Origin of the sequence: Clostridium sp., from assembly GCF_034179595.1 — a bacterium.
In the GTDB taxonomy this organism is placed as follows: Bacteria; Bacillota; Clostridia; order Clostridiales; family Clostridiaceae; genus Clostridium.
Genome location: NZ_JAXFPT010000027.1, coordinates 69907 through 85290 on the forward strand (window position 1 = coordinate 69907; position 15384 = coordinate 85290).

The window sequence follows — 15384 nt, forward strand, 5'->3', positions numbered from 1 at the left end:
TTTTAATTAAGTTTAGAATTTAACTTATAAAAGTTCTTCTGCACTTATTATTTTACTTTCATAAGGCATTAATTCTATTCCTAAGCCTTTAGCTTTTTTACCATTATGATTCATAATGAAGTAATACTTTTTATCTTCATGTACTCTTTGTACAATTTCTACTCCAAAATCACTATCTATATATTCAATTTGATTATCCTTTAATATATCAGAAGCTATAATATCCATAGTATTATCGTCTATTGCAGTTCCTATATAATATGCTTTTCCTTTACCATATTCATTGACTGTTATAGCTGATAAATCATTGAAGAATTCATCTTCATACTTAAATAATGTTTTAGCTGTTGTAGTTTTTAGCATATCTCTAAATACTTCACCAGTTCCATTAACATTTGAATATTTTCCTTCTCCAGCTATATTTACACTTTGACCTTCTTGTAATGATTCAATCTCTTCAACAAAACCACCAATTAATTCTGTATAGAAAGTAGGATTAAGCTCATTTAAAGTTAAATTATTATAGTAATCTTTAACTGCAGTTCTAAATGTAAATACAACAGTTCCACCATTTTCAACAAACTTAATTATTCTATCTTGTACATCTTTTTTATAAACAATCATAGTTGGAACTAAAAGAACCTTATAGTTATCAAAATCTCTATCTGATGGAATAACATCAATATTTAAATTCTTCTCATAAAATGGTCTATATAATCTATATAATTCTTTTTTGCAATCCATAACAAAGCTTTGTCTTTGTATTCTAAATGATGCCATAGATTCATAATCATAAACTACTGCTATATCAGATTTTATTTCGCTATTTATTATATCTTCATATTTTTTAATATCTTCAAAGAAAGATTTAACTTCATAGAATTTTCTTCTCTTTACATTATCTTGATCAATTATTCCATAGCAGTATTGTTCTGCACCCTTAGTTGCCCCTCTATATCTAAAATACATAAGTGAACTACATCCATGTGCAATACCTTGGTATGACCACATTTTAGCTTGGTTTGGTCTTGGAAGATATCCTATAACATCATGTCCTTGAGCTCCCATTATAGCTTCTGTTATCCAGAAGTTTTTACCTTTTAATCCTCTATTAAAATCTAATCCACATGCTATTTCATGTGCTGGTATAGGTTCTCTTTGTCCGCCCCAAACTGGATAATTGTTATATGCAACTACATCTAAATGTTTTGCTACTTTAGATCCATCAAAGTGCTTGTCAAAAAGTCCACCTGAGAAATCATGCATTATAACTGAATCTTCTCCTAATATTTCTTTAAGTAATTCAACTTGGAATTTTGCATACTTTTCTATACTTACACTTCTAAATCTTTCCCATTCCATTCTTAATGCTGGGTTATGAGTAGTTATAGTTTTCTTTGGAAGCGGAATTTCGTCAAAATCATTATATTGTTGTGACCAGAATGTAGTTCCCCATTTTTCATTTAATTCATCAATATCCTTATATTGCTCTTTTAGATATTCTCTAAAGCCTTTTTTACATTCATCACAGAAGCATTCATCACTACCTTCATGTCCAAATTCATTATCTATTTGCCAAGCAACTATTCCTTCTTCATCTTTATAGTGACTTGCTAATTCTCTTATTATACTTTCTGAATACTTATAATATGTTTTACTATTAAAACAATACTGTCTTCTTCCACCAAATTCTCTCTTTGTACCATCTTCAAACTCAGATAATACTTCAGGATATTTTTTTGCAAGCCATGCTGGCATAGTTGCTGTAGGTGTACCAAATATAACTTTAAGATTTTTTTCTTTTGCCTTATTTATAACTTTATCAAAGTATGAAAAATCAAATCTACCTTCAACTGGCTCCATTATGTGCCAAGCAAATTCTCCAATTCTTATGACATTACTACCTAATTCAATTATATTATCTAAATCACTTTCTATTAAATCTTCATTCCATTGTTCTGGATAATAATCTACTCCTAAATACATTTCTATATCTCCTAACTACTATTAATATTGAATTTATTTATAATTAAAGAGTTAAATCTTAAAATTTAACTCTTTAACTTATCATTTTAAATTATGCTGTTATTATATCAGCATCAACGTCTGATTCTTCAGAACTTCTCTTTTTATTTAATTCTTCCATTATCTTTTCTTGATATTCGCCTTGTAATTTATATCCCTTAGCATAAATGATAAATCCTAAAATTGTTATTACTGAAGGTACTACTACCATAAGTATTCTCATACCTAAAATTGTTCCTGCTGTTTGTGTTACATTTGGCATATATCCTACAATTGTTAATCCAACACCTATTAACCATCCTGAAACAGCTGAAGCTGTTTTTACTAATAATGTTTGGAATGATGCAATTACACTTTCATTTCTTGTTCCAAATTTAACTTCACCGTAATCTATAACATCAGCAAGCATAACAGTTGTAGCTCCTAATGTGAATCCTGAACCTAATTTAATAAGTATTCCTGATAATGCTATGATAGGTGCGCTTTGAGGTATAAATATTCCACCTAGTAATAATACTAATAATCCTACTGCTGGTAAATAACATGCTAATCTAAATACATTCTTTTTACTCATTCTCTTTGAGAATAGTGGGAATAACATAAGTGCTCCCATTTCAGCTATTCCTGCAAAAGCTGTAAATACTGGATACATATTTTCGTTTCCAACAACATACTTGAAGTAATAAATTGCCATACCACCTGATAATTGAGAAACTAAGTTGTATGCAAGTACTACACCTATGAATACTAAAAGCTGATCATTTTCTTTTATTATTTTAAATGTTTTCTTTAAACCTGTCTTTTCTGGTTTTTTATTTGTCTCTATAACCTCACAGCTTCTATCTTTAACGTTTACAACAGTTATAATTGAAGTTAATATAAATATGACTGCTATTACTATTGCGAAAGCTTCATAACCTTTAGCTTGGTCACCATTTCCTAATTTATTTACAACAGCAAGACCAAAAGCTCCCATTATTAAACCTGCAAAACTAGCAAATATTCTTGGTATAACTGACATTTGAGCTCTTTCCTCGTTAGTTCTACTTAAAGAAGGTAGCATTGACCAGTAAGGTATATCCATTATTGTATAAGTCATTCCCCATAATAAATACATTATTGAGTAATATACATATATTGAACTTTGACTTAAGCTATTTGGATTTTTAAATAAAAACATTAATACAACTGCATTTATTACTGTTCCAATTAAAATCCAAGGTCTAAATTTCCCCCATTTTGTTCTTGTGTTATCAACAATTATCCCCATCATCGGGTCATTAACTGCATCCCACAATCTAGCAACTAAGAATAAACTACCAACAAATGCTGGTGCTAATCCAACTAAGTCTGTAAAGTAGATCATTAGATAACTAGATACTATTGCATAACATAAATCTTTACCTAATGCTCCAATACCAAAAGAATATTTTTGTTTAAATGACAATTCCATATTCATTTCCTCCCCTTATAAACCTAACCCTTTTTGAAATTGTTTTCATACCCATAAATAAATAATAACATATTAGAAAACGTTTTACAATAAATTTTTACTAAAATTTTATATATTTTTAAAAATTTTTTAACTAAATAAAAAAGCACTAAATTTTCAGTGCTTTTTTATAAAATTAGTTAATCTGATTTTTTCTACTACTTAACTGCAGAAGTTTTTGATATTCTCAAATTTTGATATTATGTTGTTATTATATCTTTATCAATTTCAGCATTTAATTCTTCATATTTTCTCTTATTATTTAATTCTTCCATTATCTTTTCTTGATATTCACCTTGTAATTTATAACCCTTAGAATAAATGATGAATCCTAAAATTGTTATTACTGAAGGTACTACTATCATAATTACTCTCATACCAAATACTGTACCTGCTGTTTGTGTTACATTTGGAACATATCCTACAATTGTTAATCCAACACCTATTAACCATCCTGCAACAGCTGAAGCTACTTTTACTAATAATGTTTGGAATGATGCAATTACACTTTCGTTTCTTGATCCAAATTTAACTTCACCATAATATATAACATCTGCAAGCATAACAGTTGTAGCTCCTAATGTAAATCCTGAACCTAATTTAATAAGTATTCCTGATAATGCTATGATTGGAGCATTTTGAGGTACAAATATACCACCTAATAGTTGAGCAACTAACTTATACGCAAGTACTACACCTATAAAAATTGCAAGTTGATCGTTTTGTTTTATTACTCTAAATGCTTTCTTTATAGTTGTTTTTTCATGTTTTTTGTTAGACTCTACAATTTCCCACTTCTATCTTTAACGTTTACAACGGTTATAATTGCAGTTATTATAAATACTATAGCTACTACCATTGCAAGGTATTCATAACCTTTACCTTTATTATCATTTCCTAGTTTATCTATAAAAGCAAGGCCGAAAGTTCCCATTATTAACCATGCACAACTAGCAAATATTCTTGGTATAACTGACATTTGAGCTCTTTCTTCATTAGTTCTACTTAATGAAGGTAGCATTGACCAATAAGGTATATCTATTATTGTATAAGTCATTCCCCATACTATGTACATTATTGAATAATACACATACTTTGAACTACTACTTAAAGTATCTGGATTTTTAAATAAAAATACTAATATAATTCCATTTATTACTGCTCCGATTAAAATCCAAGGTCTAAATTTTCCCCATCTCGTTCTTGTATTATCGACAATCATTCCCATCATTGGGTCATTAACTGCATCCCATAATCTAGCAACTAAAAATAAACTTCCAACAAAAGCTGGTGTTAATCCAACTAAATCTGTAAAGTAAATCATTAGATAATAAGATACTATTGAATAACATAAATCCTTTCCTAATGCTCCCACACCAAAAGAATATTTTTGTTTAAATGATAATTCCATATTTTTATCCTCCCATTATTAAAACAAATCCTTTTGAAATTGTTTTCATAAGCTATGTTTAAATGTTATCACATTAGAAAACGTTTTACAATAATTTTTAGTAAAATTAAATAATTTTCTTGAAAGATTTTTAGTAAAATAGACTAAGTGTCGAAAATTTTTAGAAAAATAATAAGGATAGTTAAAAACATTAACTATCCTTACACTATTATAATTATATTCTATTAAATACAACTATTTCACTGTCATAGTCACCATTTAATTTAATTTCTACTCCATGATTCATAAGATATGCACCACTTTTTATTATTTCTTTTCCTCTTATATTTGCTGCATACATAGTATCTTCTTCTAATCCTCTTAATTTCACTAAAGTACCTCTATGTCCAATTTCACTTTGAGGTAAGAATGCAAATAAAATAGTTCTATCTTCTTTATTGTATTGATATAGATGATATTTATTTTTTGATGTATTTTCTAATCTATAGAAATCTCCTTCTTGTATGACATCTCTAATTTCCTTATATTCTTCTATAAGTTTCTTAGACATTTCTATTTCTTCATCATTAAATTTTAGTATATTAGAACCAATTCCTAATGTACCCATCATAGCACTATGATATCTAAATCTTAAAGGTATATTTCTATTTGATAAGAAATTAGGGCAATCTGTAACCCATGCTCTCATAGCTTTAATAGGATATATATATGAATATGATTCTTGTACTGTTAATCTATCTAATGCATCTGTGTTATCACTAGTCCAAAAATCATCAAATATTCCTAAAATACCATAATCTATTCTTCCACCACCTGATGCACAAGCTTCAAATAAAACATCTTCATGTTTTACTTTTAATCTATTAACTATATCATATAGAGCCATTATATGATTATACCAGATAGATTTATCTACTCCACTTTGTGATATTGGTCTATTAGCATCCCATTTTATATAATCTATATCGTATTTTGAAAGTAATTCATCTAATGTATTAAATACAAATTCTTTAACTTCTTCTTTAGTTATATTTAAAACATATTGTCCTCTTGATGTATCAGTTGGTCTATTTTCAAAATGATATATCCAATCTGGGTGTTCTTTATAAAGTTGTGATAAAGGATTTACCATTTCTGGCTCTAACCAAATACCAAACTTCATTCCATTATTTTTAACTTCTTCTATCAAAGGATTTAAATCATTTGGGAATTTTTTTCTATTAACATACCAATCACCAAGACCATTGTTTATGCTATCTCTTTCTCCAAACCATCCATCGTCTACTACAAATAATTCAACGCCTATATCTTTAGCCTTTTTAGCTAGCTTTATTTGTTCATCACAATTAACCTTAAATTCAGTAGCTTCCCATGAATTATAAAGTACAGGTCTTAAACCTTTTCTTAAAACATTATCCTTAGCAAAATTGTGGAAATTATGGCTCATAGTTTCAAACCCAGTAGCACTATATCCAGCTAATATAGATGGTGTTTTAAAACTTTCTTTTGACTTTAAATTAAATTCAAAATCATGTGGATTTATTCCGAATTGAACTAAAGTTTCTCCATATTGTGTTTGTTCTACTATACCACTAAAATTACCACTTAATTTAAATGCTCCAAAGTATACTTCTCCACTTGTTTCATTAGCATCCTTATCTAATATAAAGTATGGATTATGGTTATGTGTTGAAATTCCTCTTCTATTTTCTACATATATTTTTCCATAATTAACTTTTTGAACAAATCTTTGTTGTTCTGCACCCCAATGTCCATGTACACTTGAGAAATTTAATCCTTCATATGGTATGTGGAATTGTGCACTATATAATCTTTCTATTTTTATATCATGTTCACTATTATTTTCTAAAGTTGTCCATCTTTCTATAAGATCATATTCTTCATAAACTTTATAGTGTAAATTTATATTTAATTTATAATAATCATCTACTAATTTTATAATAAGTTCATTTTCTAAAATATCATATCCTAGATATTTATATACTATTTCTCTACCCTTGTCATAAAATTCAGCTTTTAAACATACTTCTTTATATCTAAGACCACCATATACTGGAAACTCTTCTTTAGTTATTTCAAATACTGGATCATTTGATGAAACTTCTACAAGCTCATCCATAACAAAATCATTTATATTATTGATTCTTTTTCCCCAGTATAAATGTCTTAATAATCCATTATTATCTACTCCAAATATATAAGAAGTTTTCTTAGTCATTATTCCGAAAACATTCTGTTTTTCATTTATTAAAATACCCATGTTTACCTCCATAATACGTTAGATAACGTTTTCTAAAATCATTATAATTTATATTAGTAAAAAAGTAAAGGTTTTCTTACCAATTTTTTACTATTTAAATATAATACTAATATCACATAAATCATTTACTTATTAAAACTAATTTATATAAAAGTACATATAAAAAAAAGTGCCGATCTAGTCGACACTTTTATTATAATCTTCTATTTATTTAGCTTCTTTTATTGGCTTTTTAAATATAGCAAGTAAAATCATACCCACTAATGCACCTATAGCTAATGATACTAAGAACCATAATGGATTTCCTATAACAGGTACTACAAAAATACCTCCATGTGGTGCTCTAAGTGTGCATCTAAAGAACATTGAAAGTCCTCCTGCTACTGCTGATCCAATAGCACAGGCTGGTATTACTCTAAGTGGATCTGATGCAGCAAATGGTATTGCACCTTCTGTTATAAATGATAATCCCATTATATAATTTGTAAGACCTGATTGTCTTTCTTTTTTAGTAAATCTATTCTTAAAGAATGTAGTACATAAAGCTATTGAAAGTGGTGGAACCATACCGCCTATCATAACTGCAGCCATCATATCATATTGACCACTTGCAAGACCTGCTGTACCAAATACATATGCTGCTTTATTAATAGGACCACCCATATCTATTGCCATCATTGCACCAAGTATTATACCAAGTAATACCTTACTACTTTCACCCATTGAGTTTAAACCAACAGTTAATGCTGTATTAAATGCTCCTACTGGTGGATTTACTACAAATATTATAATAGCACCAATCAATAATATACCAAAGAATGGATATAATAAAACCGGTTTTAAACCATCTAAACTTTCTGGTAATTTGCTAAAGATTTTCTTTAAAAGAACAACTAAATATCCAGCTATAAATCCAGCGAATAATGCGCCTATAAATCCTGAACCGCCTTCTTTTGCAAGCATACCACCAACAAAACCTACTGCAAGTGCTGGTCTATCACCAATACTCATTGCAATAAATCCTGCTAAAACTGGTAACATAAATCCAAATGATGTATCACCAATAGTTTTTAAGAATGCAGCAAATGGTGTATTAGAACCAAAATTTGAAGGATTTAAACTATAATCATCAAATAAGAATGCTAACGCAATAAGTATACCTCCACCTATAACAAATGGTAACATGTGTGATACACCATTCATTAAGTGCTTATATATTTGATGCCCAATTCCTTCTTTTTCTATTTCTTCATCTGAAGATTTTTCACTTGGCCCATCAGCATGATATATTGGAGCTTTTCCACTAATAGCTTCTTCAATAAGTTCTTGTGACTTATGAATTCCGTTTGCTACTTTAGTTTTTATTAATCGCTTGCCATCAAATCTCTTCATTTCCACATTTTTATCTGCAGCAATTATTATACATTCGGCATTTTCTATTTCTTCTTTAGTTAAAACATTTTTAGCTCCTCCAGAACCATTAGTTTCAACTTTAATAGAAACTCCCATTTCTTTAGCTTTTTCTTCTAAAGCTTCTGCTGCCATATAAGTATGAGCTATACCTGTAGGACATGCAGTAACTGCTAAAACTCTATAACTTCCACTCTTAGAATTACTTTCTTCCTTTGGCTCATCTGGGAACTTTTCACTTTCTTTTTCATCTATTAATCTTAAAAATTCTTTTTTATCTGTACATGCAATTAATTTTTTTCTAAACTCTTCATCCATTAATATTGTAGAAAGTCTAGCTAATACTTCTAAATGTAAATTATCACTATTATCAGGAACTGCTATCATAAAGAACAGATATACTGGCGCACCATCTAATGCATCATAATCTACACCATCTTTACAAACTGCTGCAGCTAACCCTGCCTTCTTTACTGCCTTAGTCTTACCATGAGGAATTGCAATTCCATCACCAATACCAGTTGTACTTAATTCTTCTCTAGCAAGTATAGCTTTTTTATACTCTTCTTTATCATTTAAATTCCCTGTCTTGTCCATAAGATCAACTATTTTATCTATAGCTTCTGACTTATTACTTACTTTTAAATCTAACTCAATACCTTGCATATTTAAAAGATCAACTATACGCATAATTATACCTCCTAAATTCAGATTCTAACTTAAGTTGTTAAATATCTCTTCTATTTTTTCCTTTGTTGCTAAATCTTCTGAGAAAGCACTTGCACTTCCAGTTGCTATTCCAAGCTTTAGTGCATATCTATAATCTTTCTCTTTAATATATCCTGCTGTAAAACCTGCAACCATTGAGTCTCCAGCACCAACTGAGTTTTTAACCTCTCCTTTTGGAGCTTTATTTTTTAATATTTGACCATCTTCTGTAAGTAGTATTGCACCATCTCCAGCTAATGATATTAAAACATTTAAAGCACCCATATCTTGAAGCTTTTTAGCATACTTTATTATATCTTCTTCTCCATTTAACTTAACATTGAATATTTCTTCAAGTTCATGATTATTTGGCTTTATTAAAAATGGATGATATTTAAGTACATTAACAAGTAAATTCTTAGTTGCATCAACTATAAATTTAATACCCTTATTACTTAAATAACTAATAATTTTTTCATACATATCTTCTGGTAATGTATTTGGTATACTACCTGCTAAAACTAATATATCTCCTTCTTTTAATTGGTCTAATTTTTTATATAAACTATCTATAGATTCTTTATCTATAACAGGCCCTTGAGCATTTATTTCAGTTTCTTCATTGCTTTTAAGTTTTACATTTATTCTTGAATTTCCATCTTTAAGTCTTATAAAATCAGCAGTACAACCTGACTTTATTACTCTTTTCTCTATTTCATCACCAGTAAATCCAGCTATAAAACCAAAAGCTTTATTTTCTATACCTAAGTTTCCAAGTACTGTTGATACATTTATACCTTTTCCTCCAGCATAAATTTCTTCTGCATAGGTTCTATTTACTTCTCCTAAATTAAAATCTTTAACCTTTACTATATAATCTAATGAAGGGTTAAATGTCATTGTATATATCATTCTTTATCAACCTCCATAACCTCTGTATAATCTTTTATTTCTTTATCTTGTAATTTTGTAGTTATTACCATAGCTTTATCTATATCTGCAAATGTTATAGCTGATATATGATTAAATTTTGAACTATCTGCTAATATGTAAGCTTCATTACTTTTATTAAAAGCTTCTTGCTTTACTAATGCTTCTCTTATATCTGGAGTTGTAAATCCAGAATCTTTATGAATTCCATTTGTACCAAAAAAGCCTTTAGTAAAATTATATTTCTTTAAACTATTTATAGCTTCTATACCAACAATAGCTTCTGTAGGTAATCTGATTTCTCCACCTACAATATGGACATCACACTTTTTTTCAATTAATTTTTTAGCATGTGTAATTCCATTTGTAACATAGACTACATTAGTTTTATCTATATAATCTATCATCAGCTCAGTAGTGGTACCTGCATCTATATAAACACAATCATTTTCTTCTATAAGCTTAGCTGCATATCTTGCTATCTTTAACTTATCCTCAACGTTAAGAGATTGCCTTATTTCTACTTCATAATCTCTTGTATCATAAATAGTTTTTAAAGCTTTAGCTCCACCATGAATCTTTTTTAATTTTTTCTGCTTATCTAGATAATTTAAATCTCTTCTAATAGTAGATTCAGATGTATTTAACTCATTAACAAGTTCTGCTACTGTGACTGTATTATTTTTTTTAAGAATTTCCAATATTATCTCGAATCTCTCTTCTGATAACATTTTCACCACTCCTTTACCCATATAATATACTATTTTTCATCCAAAGTCAATCAATTTAATTTATATTCATTCAAATTCATTCAAAAATATTTAAAATATTTTTTCTCCATAGCCATAATTTAATAAAAAAATTTTTTAAGTTATAATAAATTGCATTAAATAATTAAACCTAAATATAGATAAATGTTAAATTTAATGATATTTTATGTAATTTTTAAAAATATTATTTTCTTAAATTCTAATATTAAATGATCATATTTTAAATCGAAATCTAATTATCTATCTAATAAAAAAGAACACCTTATACAAGGTGTTCTTTTTTTATTATTTATCTCTTTATTATAATAAAGCTTTAATTTCTTCTACTTTATTTAATTGTTCCCATGGTAAGTTAACATCTGTTCTACCGAAGTGTCCATAAGCAGCTGTTTGCTTGTATATTGGTCTTCTAAGATCAAGATCTCTTATTATAGCACCTGGTCTTAAGTCAAATACTTTTTCTACTATATCAACTAAAGTAGCTTCATCAACTTTTCCAGTTCCAAATGTATCTATTTGGATTGATACTGGTTTTGCAACACCAATTGCATAAGCTAATTGTATTTCTAATTTATCTGCAACACCTGCTGCTACTAAATTCTTAGCAACCCATCTTGCTGCATAAGCTGCTGATCTATCAACCTTAGTTGGGTCTTTTCCTGAGAATGCTCCACCACCGTGTCTTCCCATTCCGCCGTATGTATCAACAATTATCTTTCTTCCTGTTAATCCACTATCTCCTTGTGGTCCACCAACAACGAATCTTCCTGTTGGGTTTATGTAATATTTAGTATTTTCATCTAATAATTCAGCTGGAATTACATAATCGATAACGTGTTTTCTTAAATCTTCTTGAATTTGTTCTAAAGTTACTTTTTCATCGTGTTGAGTTGATATAACTATAGCATCTATTCTCTTTGGCTTATCATTTTCATATTCAACTGTAACTTGAGTTTTTCCGTCTGGTCTTAAGTATTCTAATGTACCATTCTTTCTTACTTCTGTTAATCTTCTTGATAATCTATGAGCCATAGCTACTGGAGCTGGCATAAATTCTTCAGTTTCATTAGTTGCATAACCAAACATCATACCTTGGTCTCCAGCACCTACTGCTTCAACGTCATCTTTTTGACCTTGTCTTGATTCAAGAGCTTCGTCAACTCCCATAGCTATATCTGATGATTGTTCATCAATAGCAGTCATAACTGAGCAAGTATCGCAGTCAAATCCGTATTTAGCTCTATCATATCCAATTTCTCTGATTGTTTCTCTAACAACCTTAGGAATATCAACATAGCAGTTAGTAGTTATTTCTCCCATAACCATAACCATACCTGTTGTTGTGCAAGTTTCGCAAGCAACTCTAGCGTTTGGATCCTTTTCTAATATTGCATCTAGTACTGAGTCTGATATTTGGTCACAGATTTTATCTGGATGTCCTTCAGTAACTGATTCTGATGTAAATAATCTTCTCATGTTCACTTCTCCTCCTAAAATTCTTTAAATTTTGACAATAAAAAAAACTCTTCGATAAGAAGAGATTACGGTTCTTAATCTTCTTATCTTGTAGAATACACTACAGGAATTAGCACCACACTTTACAATCAATATAAAGACTATATGTAGGTTGCTGGGCTTCATAGGGCCGTTTCCCTCCACCTCTCTTGATAAGAGCTATATTTTTTATTTGAATTTCTTTGAAAATTGTAACATATAGTATTTTCATAGTCAATAGTTTTTACTGGCCTGAAAATTCTATATTTTTATTATTTTTAAGTTTGTTTATAATTTTAATTATAAATTTCTCAATCTAATACCTCTAGTTTTCTTACTTTAAAATAATTTTGATATAAATTTAAGATTTATACTAATTCATTTTATTTAATTTTTTTTAATATATTATATTCTTTATTTACAAATAAAATAAAATAATATATTAATTTCACTATCTGGTCTTTACTTTATTTTATTAAAGTTATTAAACAAAATAAAAAGCACTAAGAACATTCTTAGTGCTTTTGGTGGTGGAAGAAGGATTCGAACCTTCGAAGCTAACTAGCAACAGATTTACAGTCTGCCCCCTTTGGCCACTCGGGAACTCCACCATATTTTTTAAAGTTTTAAGTCGTTTTTCCTTTTCGGTCAACCGACAATAGTTAGTATATATTTATATAGTGTTTATTTCAAACGCTAAAATGCACCATAATATTAAATTATGTTAATTTTACTTTTAAAATCTAAGTTTTTCTCTTTTTTTCTCTATAATTAATTTATTTTTAAATTATACTTTCAATAAATTTTATATTTATATATGGAGATAAGATCTCTTTAACAATATCATAATCTTCAGCTTGTAATCTATATTTTAAAACTCTAGCTACTTCTAATACTCCCTCTTCTCCATTTTTATTTAAGTTATTTTTTATCTTTTCAGCATCTACAACAGATATCTTTTTAGCTATAGAAAGCAACTTTACTTTTTCTTTTAAGCTAAGCTTATCTATTATCTGCTCTTTTTCTATATTAAATATTTTTTGATTTAAATTTTCTTGTTCTAACTTTTCATTAGTTGAATTACTATTTAAATCTTTATCTTCTATATTATCTACACTATGTATATGCCCTTTATTTATATAAGTATTATCTTTTATATTTTCTGAATAATTATTATTTATGTCATCTTTTTTTAAACTTTCTTTAACATCACTTTTATTTTTTTCTTTGCTATTATCTTCATGTTTTAATATATCTGATATTTCTGTTTCTTTTACCTCTAAAGGTTCATTAACATATTCCTTAGGCTGCCAAAACACAACAAAATATATTGTAAGTGAAGTCATTATAGCTAATAGAATAGTTAAAAATAATTTCTTCATAATACACCTCCTATAGTAAATATTGTCAACAAATTATATTTTTATTCAATTTATTCTATTTAAAAATATCTACCCATATACTTTATATATGGAGGTGACTTATATGGAAAAAAGAGTTCATCATACATCCCCACTTGCTTATTATTATATTTCACAAGCTATTAAAGATTTTATTTGTCAAAATACAGTAATAGTTTGTATAGGTACTGATAAGTGTATTGGTGATTGTTTAGGGCCATTAGTGGGTACTTTATTAAAAGAAAATCAATTTTCTCTTCCTGTATATGGTTCAATTGATACTCCTATACACGCTTTAAATATAGATAAACAATTAAATCTTATAAATAAAAAACATCCTAATGCTAATATAATTGGAATTGATGCATGTCTAGGAAAAGAATCTTCTATCGGAGAAATTCATATTAGAGATTTTGCGATTCATCCTGGAAAAGGTGTAGGAAAATCATTACCTGATGTTGGTACTAAATCTATAGTCGGTATTATTGATTCTAATGAAAATGCTGACCTTTTTTATACTAGGTCAATTAGACTTTCTCTAATTTTAAGTATGGCTAAAGTAATATCCAAAGGTATTATTCATGCTTATTATGAATATTATAATGAAGGTGAAATTCCATTATAAAATAAAAACCATCAGTTGCTAATCCATAGCTTTTCTGATGGTATCTTTTTTCTATTCAACTAGTACAATTTCTTGATCATTTACTACTTTGTCTAATTTATCAATATATGCTAAAACTGCTCCTGTACCTTCAGCAACAGCTTCAATTGAATTTTCCGCAACATTTACAGTTACTCCTGTTTCTGATTCTATAAGCTTATCTAATCCATATAATAATGATCCCCCACCAGTCATAAGAATTCCTTTATCCATAATATCTGCTGATATTTCTGGAGGAGTTTTTTCTAATACTGATTTAACAGATTCTACAATTAATCTAACAGGTTCTTTAAGAGCTTTTGTTATTTCAGCTGAAGTTAATTTTAATTCATCAGGTAAACCTGTAACTAAATTTCTTCCTTTTATTATCATTTCTTCATTTCTTAAGCCATCAACCGCTGAACCTATTCCTATTTTTATTTGTTCTGCTGTCTTTTCTCCAATCATTATTTTATATTGAGATCTTACGTATTTAATTATAGCTTCATCAAATTTATCTCCAGCAACTCTTTCGGATGTGGCAGTAACTATATCACCCAATGATATAACAGCAACTTCTGATGTTCCTCCACCAATATCCACAACCATACTTCCTGTAGGTTCAGATACAGGAAGCCCCGAACCTATTGCTGCAGCCATAGGCTCTTCTATAAGTTCAACTACACCTGCACCAGCCTGTTTTGCTGCATCTTCAACCGCTCTTTTTTCTACTTCAGTTACACCGGAAGGTATACAGATTATTACACGAGGTTTACTAAAAAACCAACTTTTTGCAGTACTGGATATAAAATATTTGAGC

Annotated in this window: 12 protein-coding genes, 1 tRNA gene and 1 riboswitch; of the genes, 1 reads left to right on the forward strand and 12 read right to left on the reverse strand. The window is 28.6% G+C overall.

Annotation, left to right across the window (positions count from 1 at the left end; all coding sequences use genetic code 11):
- Positions 1 to 24: 24 nt before the first annotated feature.
- From SPJ33_RS03445 to SPJ33_RS03495, 11 genes are all read right to left on the reverse strand, one after another.
- Positions 25 to 1986: a beta-galactosidase gene (locus SPJ33_RS03445; RefSeq protein ID WP_321116576.1), complete on the reverse strand. Its 1962-nt coding sequence runs from the start codon at positions 1984 to 1986 to the stop codon at positions 25 to 27.
- A 91-nt stretch (positions 1987 to 2077) separates the two neighbouring features.
- Positions 2078 to 3478, reverse strand: coding sequence for a melibiose:sodium transporter MelB (gene melB, locus SPJ33_RS03450; protein WP_321116577.1), 1401 nt, complete (start codon positions 3476 to 3478; stop codon positions 2078 to 2080).
- Positions 3479 to 3717: 239 nt separating this feature from the next.
- Positions 3718 to 4305 (reverse strand): MFS transporter, encoded by a 588-nt coding sequence (locus SPJ33_RS03455; RefSeq protein ID WP_321116593.1) that lies wholly within the window; start codon positions 4303 to 4305, stop codon positions 3718 to 3720.
- Positions 4299 to 4928 (reverse strand): MFS transporter, encoded by a 630-nt coding sequence (locus SPJ33_RS03460; RefSeq protein WP_321116578.1) that lies wholly within the window; start codon positions 4926 to 4928, stop codon positions 4299 to 4301. Before SPJ33_RS03460 ends, SPJ33_RS03455 begins: the two co-directional genes overlap by 7 nt.
- 214 nt (positions 4929 to 5142) lie before the next feature.
- Positions 5143 to 7209 (reverse strand): alpha-galactosidase, encoded by a 2067-nt coding sequence (locus SPJ33_RS03465; protein WP_321116579.1) that lies wholly within the window; start codon positions 7207 to 7209, stop codon positions 5143 to 5145.
- A 207-nt stretch (positions 7210 to 7416) separates the two neighbouring features.
- Positions 7417 to 9309: a fructose-specific PTS transporter subunit EIIC gene (locus tag SPJ33_RS03470; RefSeq protein WP_321116580.1), complete on the reverse strand. Its 1893-nt coding sequence runs from the start codon at positions 9307 to 9309 to the stop codon at positions 7417 to 7419.
- 24 nt (positions 9310 to 9333) lie between these two features.
- Positions 9334 to 10239 (reverse strand): 1-phosphofructokinase, encoded by a 906-nt coding sequence (gene pfkB, locus SPJ33_RS03475; protein ID WP_321116581.1) that lies wholly within the window; start codon positions 10237 to 10239, stop codon positions 9334 to 9336.
- On the reverse strand, positions 10236 to 10988 hold the full coding sequence (locus tag SPJ33_RS03480) for a DeoR/GlpR family DNA-binding transcription regulator (RefSeq protein ID WP_321116582.1): 753 nt from the start codon (positions 10986 to 10988) through the stop codon (positions 10236 to 10238). The genes pfkB and SPJ33_RS03480 overlap by 4 nt, the downstream gene beginning before the upstream one ends.
- Before the next feature lie 339 nt (positions 10989 to 11327).
- Entirely contained in the window at positions 11328 to 12503 is a 1176-nt protein-coding gene (metK, locus tag SPJ33_RS03485) for a methionine adenosyltransferase (protein WP_321116583.1), read from the reverse strand.
- Positions 12504 to 12583: 80 nt separating this feature from the next.
- Positions 12584 to 12701, reverse strand: a riboswitch (SAM riboswitch).
- A gap of 345 nt (positions 12702 to 13046) precedes the next feature.
- A tRNA-Tyr gene (locus SPJ33_RS03490) sits at positions 13047 to 13132 on the reverse strand.
- 171 nt (positions 13133 to 13303) lie between these two features.
- A complete protein-coding gene (locus SPJ33_RS03495; protein WP_321116584.1) occupies positions 13304 to 13903 on the reverse strand; it encodes a hypothetical protein in 600 nt (199 codons plus the stop codon).
- A 103-nt stretch (positions 13904 to 14006) separates the two neighbouring features.
- Between SPJ33_RS03495 and yyaC the strand changes: the two genes are divergently transcribed.
- Positions 14007 to 14546, forward strand: a complete 540-nt coding sequence (yyaC, locus tag SPJ33_RS03500; protein WP_321116585.1) for a spore protease YyaC — start codon at positions 14007 to 14009, stop codon at positions 14544 to 14546.
- Between the two features lie 51 nt (positions 14547 to 14597).
- Here the strand turns inward: yyaC and SPJ33_RS03505 are convergent.
- Positions 14598 to 15384: rod shape-determining protein (locus SPJ33_RS03505; RefSeq protein WP_321116586.1), on the reverse strand; the 787-nt coding region annotated here is incomplete at its 5' end.

Excerpts from the sequence above, each read along its gene's own strand:
- SPJ33_RS03445 (WP_321116576.1), bottom strand. The coding sequence starts at position 1,986 with ATGTATTTAGGAGTAGATTATTATCCAGAACAATGGAATGAAGATTTA.
- melB (WP_321116577.1), bottom strand. The coding sequence starts at position 3,478 with ATGGAATTGTCATTTAAACAAAAATATTCTTTTGGTATTGGAGCATTA.
- SPJ33_RS03460 (WP_321116578.1), bottom strand. The coding sequence starts at position 4,928 with ATGGAATTATCATTTAAACAAAAATATTCTTTTGGTGTGGGAGCATTA.
- SPJ33_RS03465 (WP_321116579.1), bottom strand. The coding sequence starts at position 7,209 with ATGGGTATTTTAATAAATGAAAAACAGAATGTTTTCGGAATAATGACT.
- SPJ33_RS03470 (WP_321116580.1), bottom strand. The coding sequence starts at position 9,309 with ATGCGTATAGTTGATCTTTTAAATATGCAAGGTATTGAGTTAGATTTA.
- pfkB (WP_321116581.1), bottom strand. The coding sequence starts at position 10,239 with ATGATATATACAATGACATTTAACCCTTCATTAGATTATATAGTAAAG.
- SPJ33_RS03480 (WP_321116582.1), bottom strand. The coding sequence starts at position 10,988 with ATGTTATCAGAAGAGAGATTCGAGATAATATTGGAAATTCTTAAAAAA.
- metK (WP_321116583.1), bottom strand. The coding sequence starts at position 12,503 with ATGAGAAGATTATTTACATCAGAATCAGTTACTGAAGGACATCCAGAT.
- SPJ33_RS03495 (WP_321116584.1), bottom strand. The coding sequence starts at position 13,903 with ATGAAGAAATTATTTTTAACTATTCTATTAGCTATAATGACTTCACTT.
- yyaC (WP_321116585.1), top strand. The coding sequence starts at position 14,007 with ATGGAAAAAAGAGTTCATCATACATCCCCACTTGCTTATTATTATATT.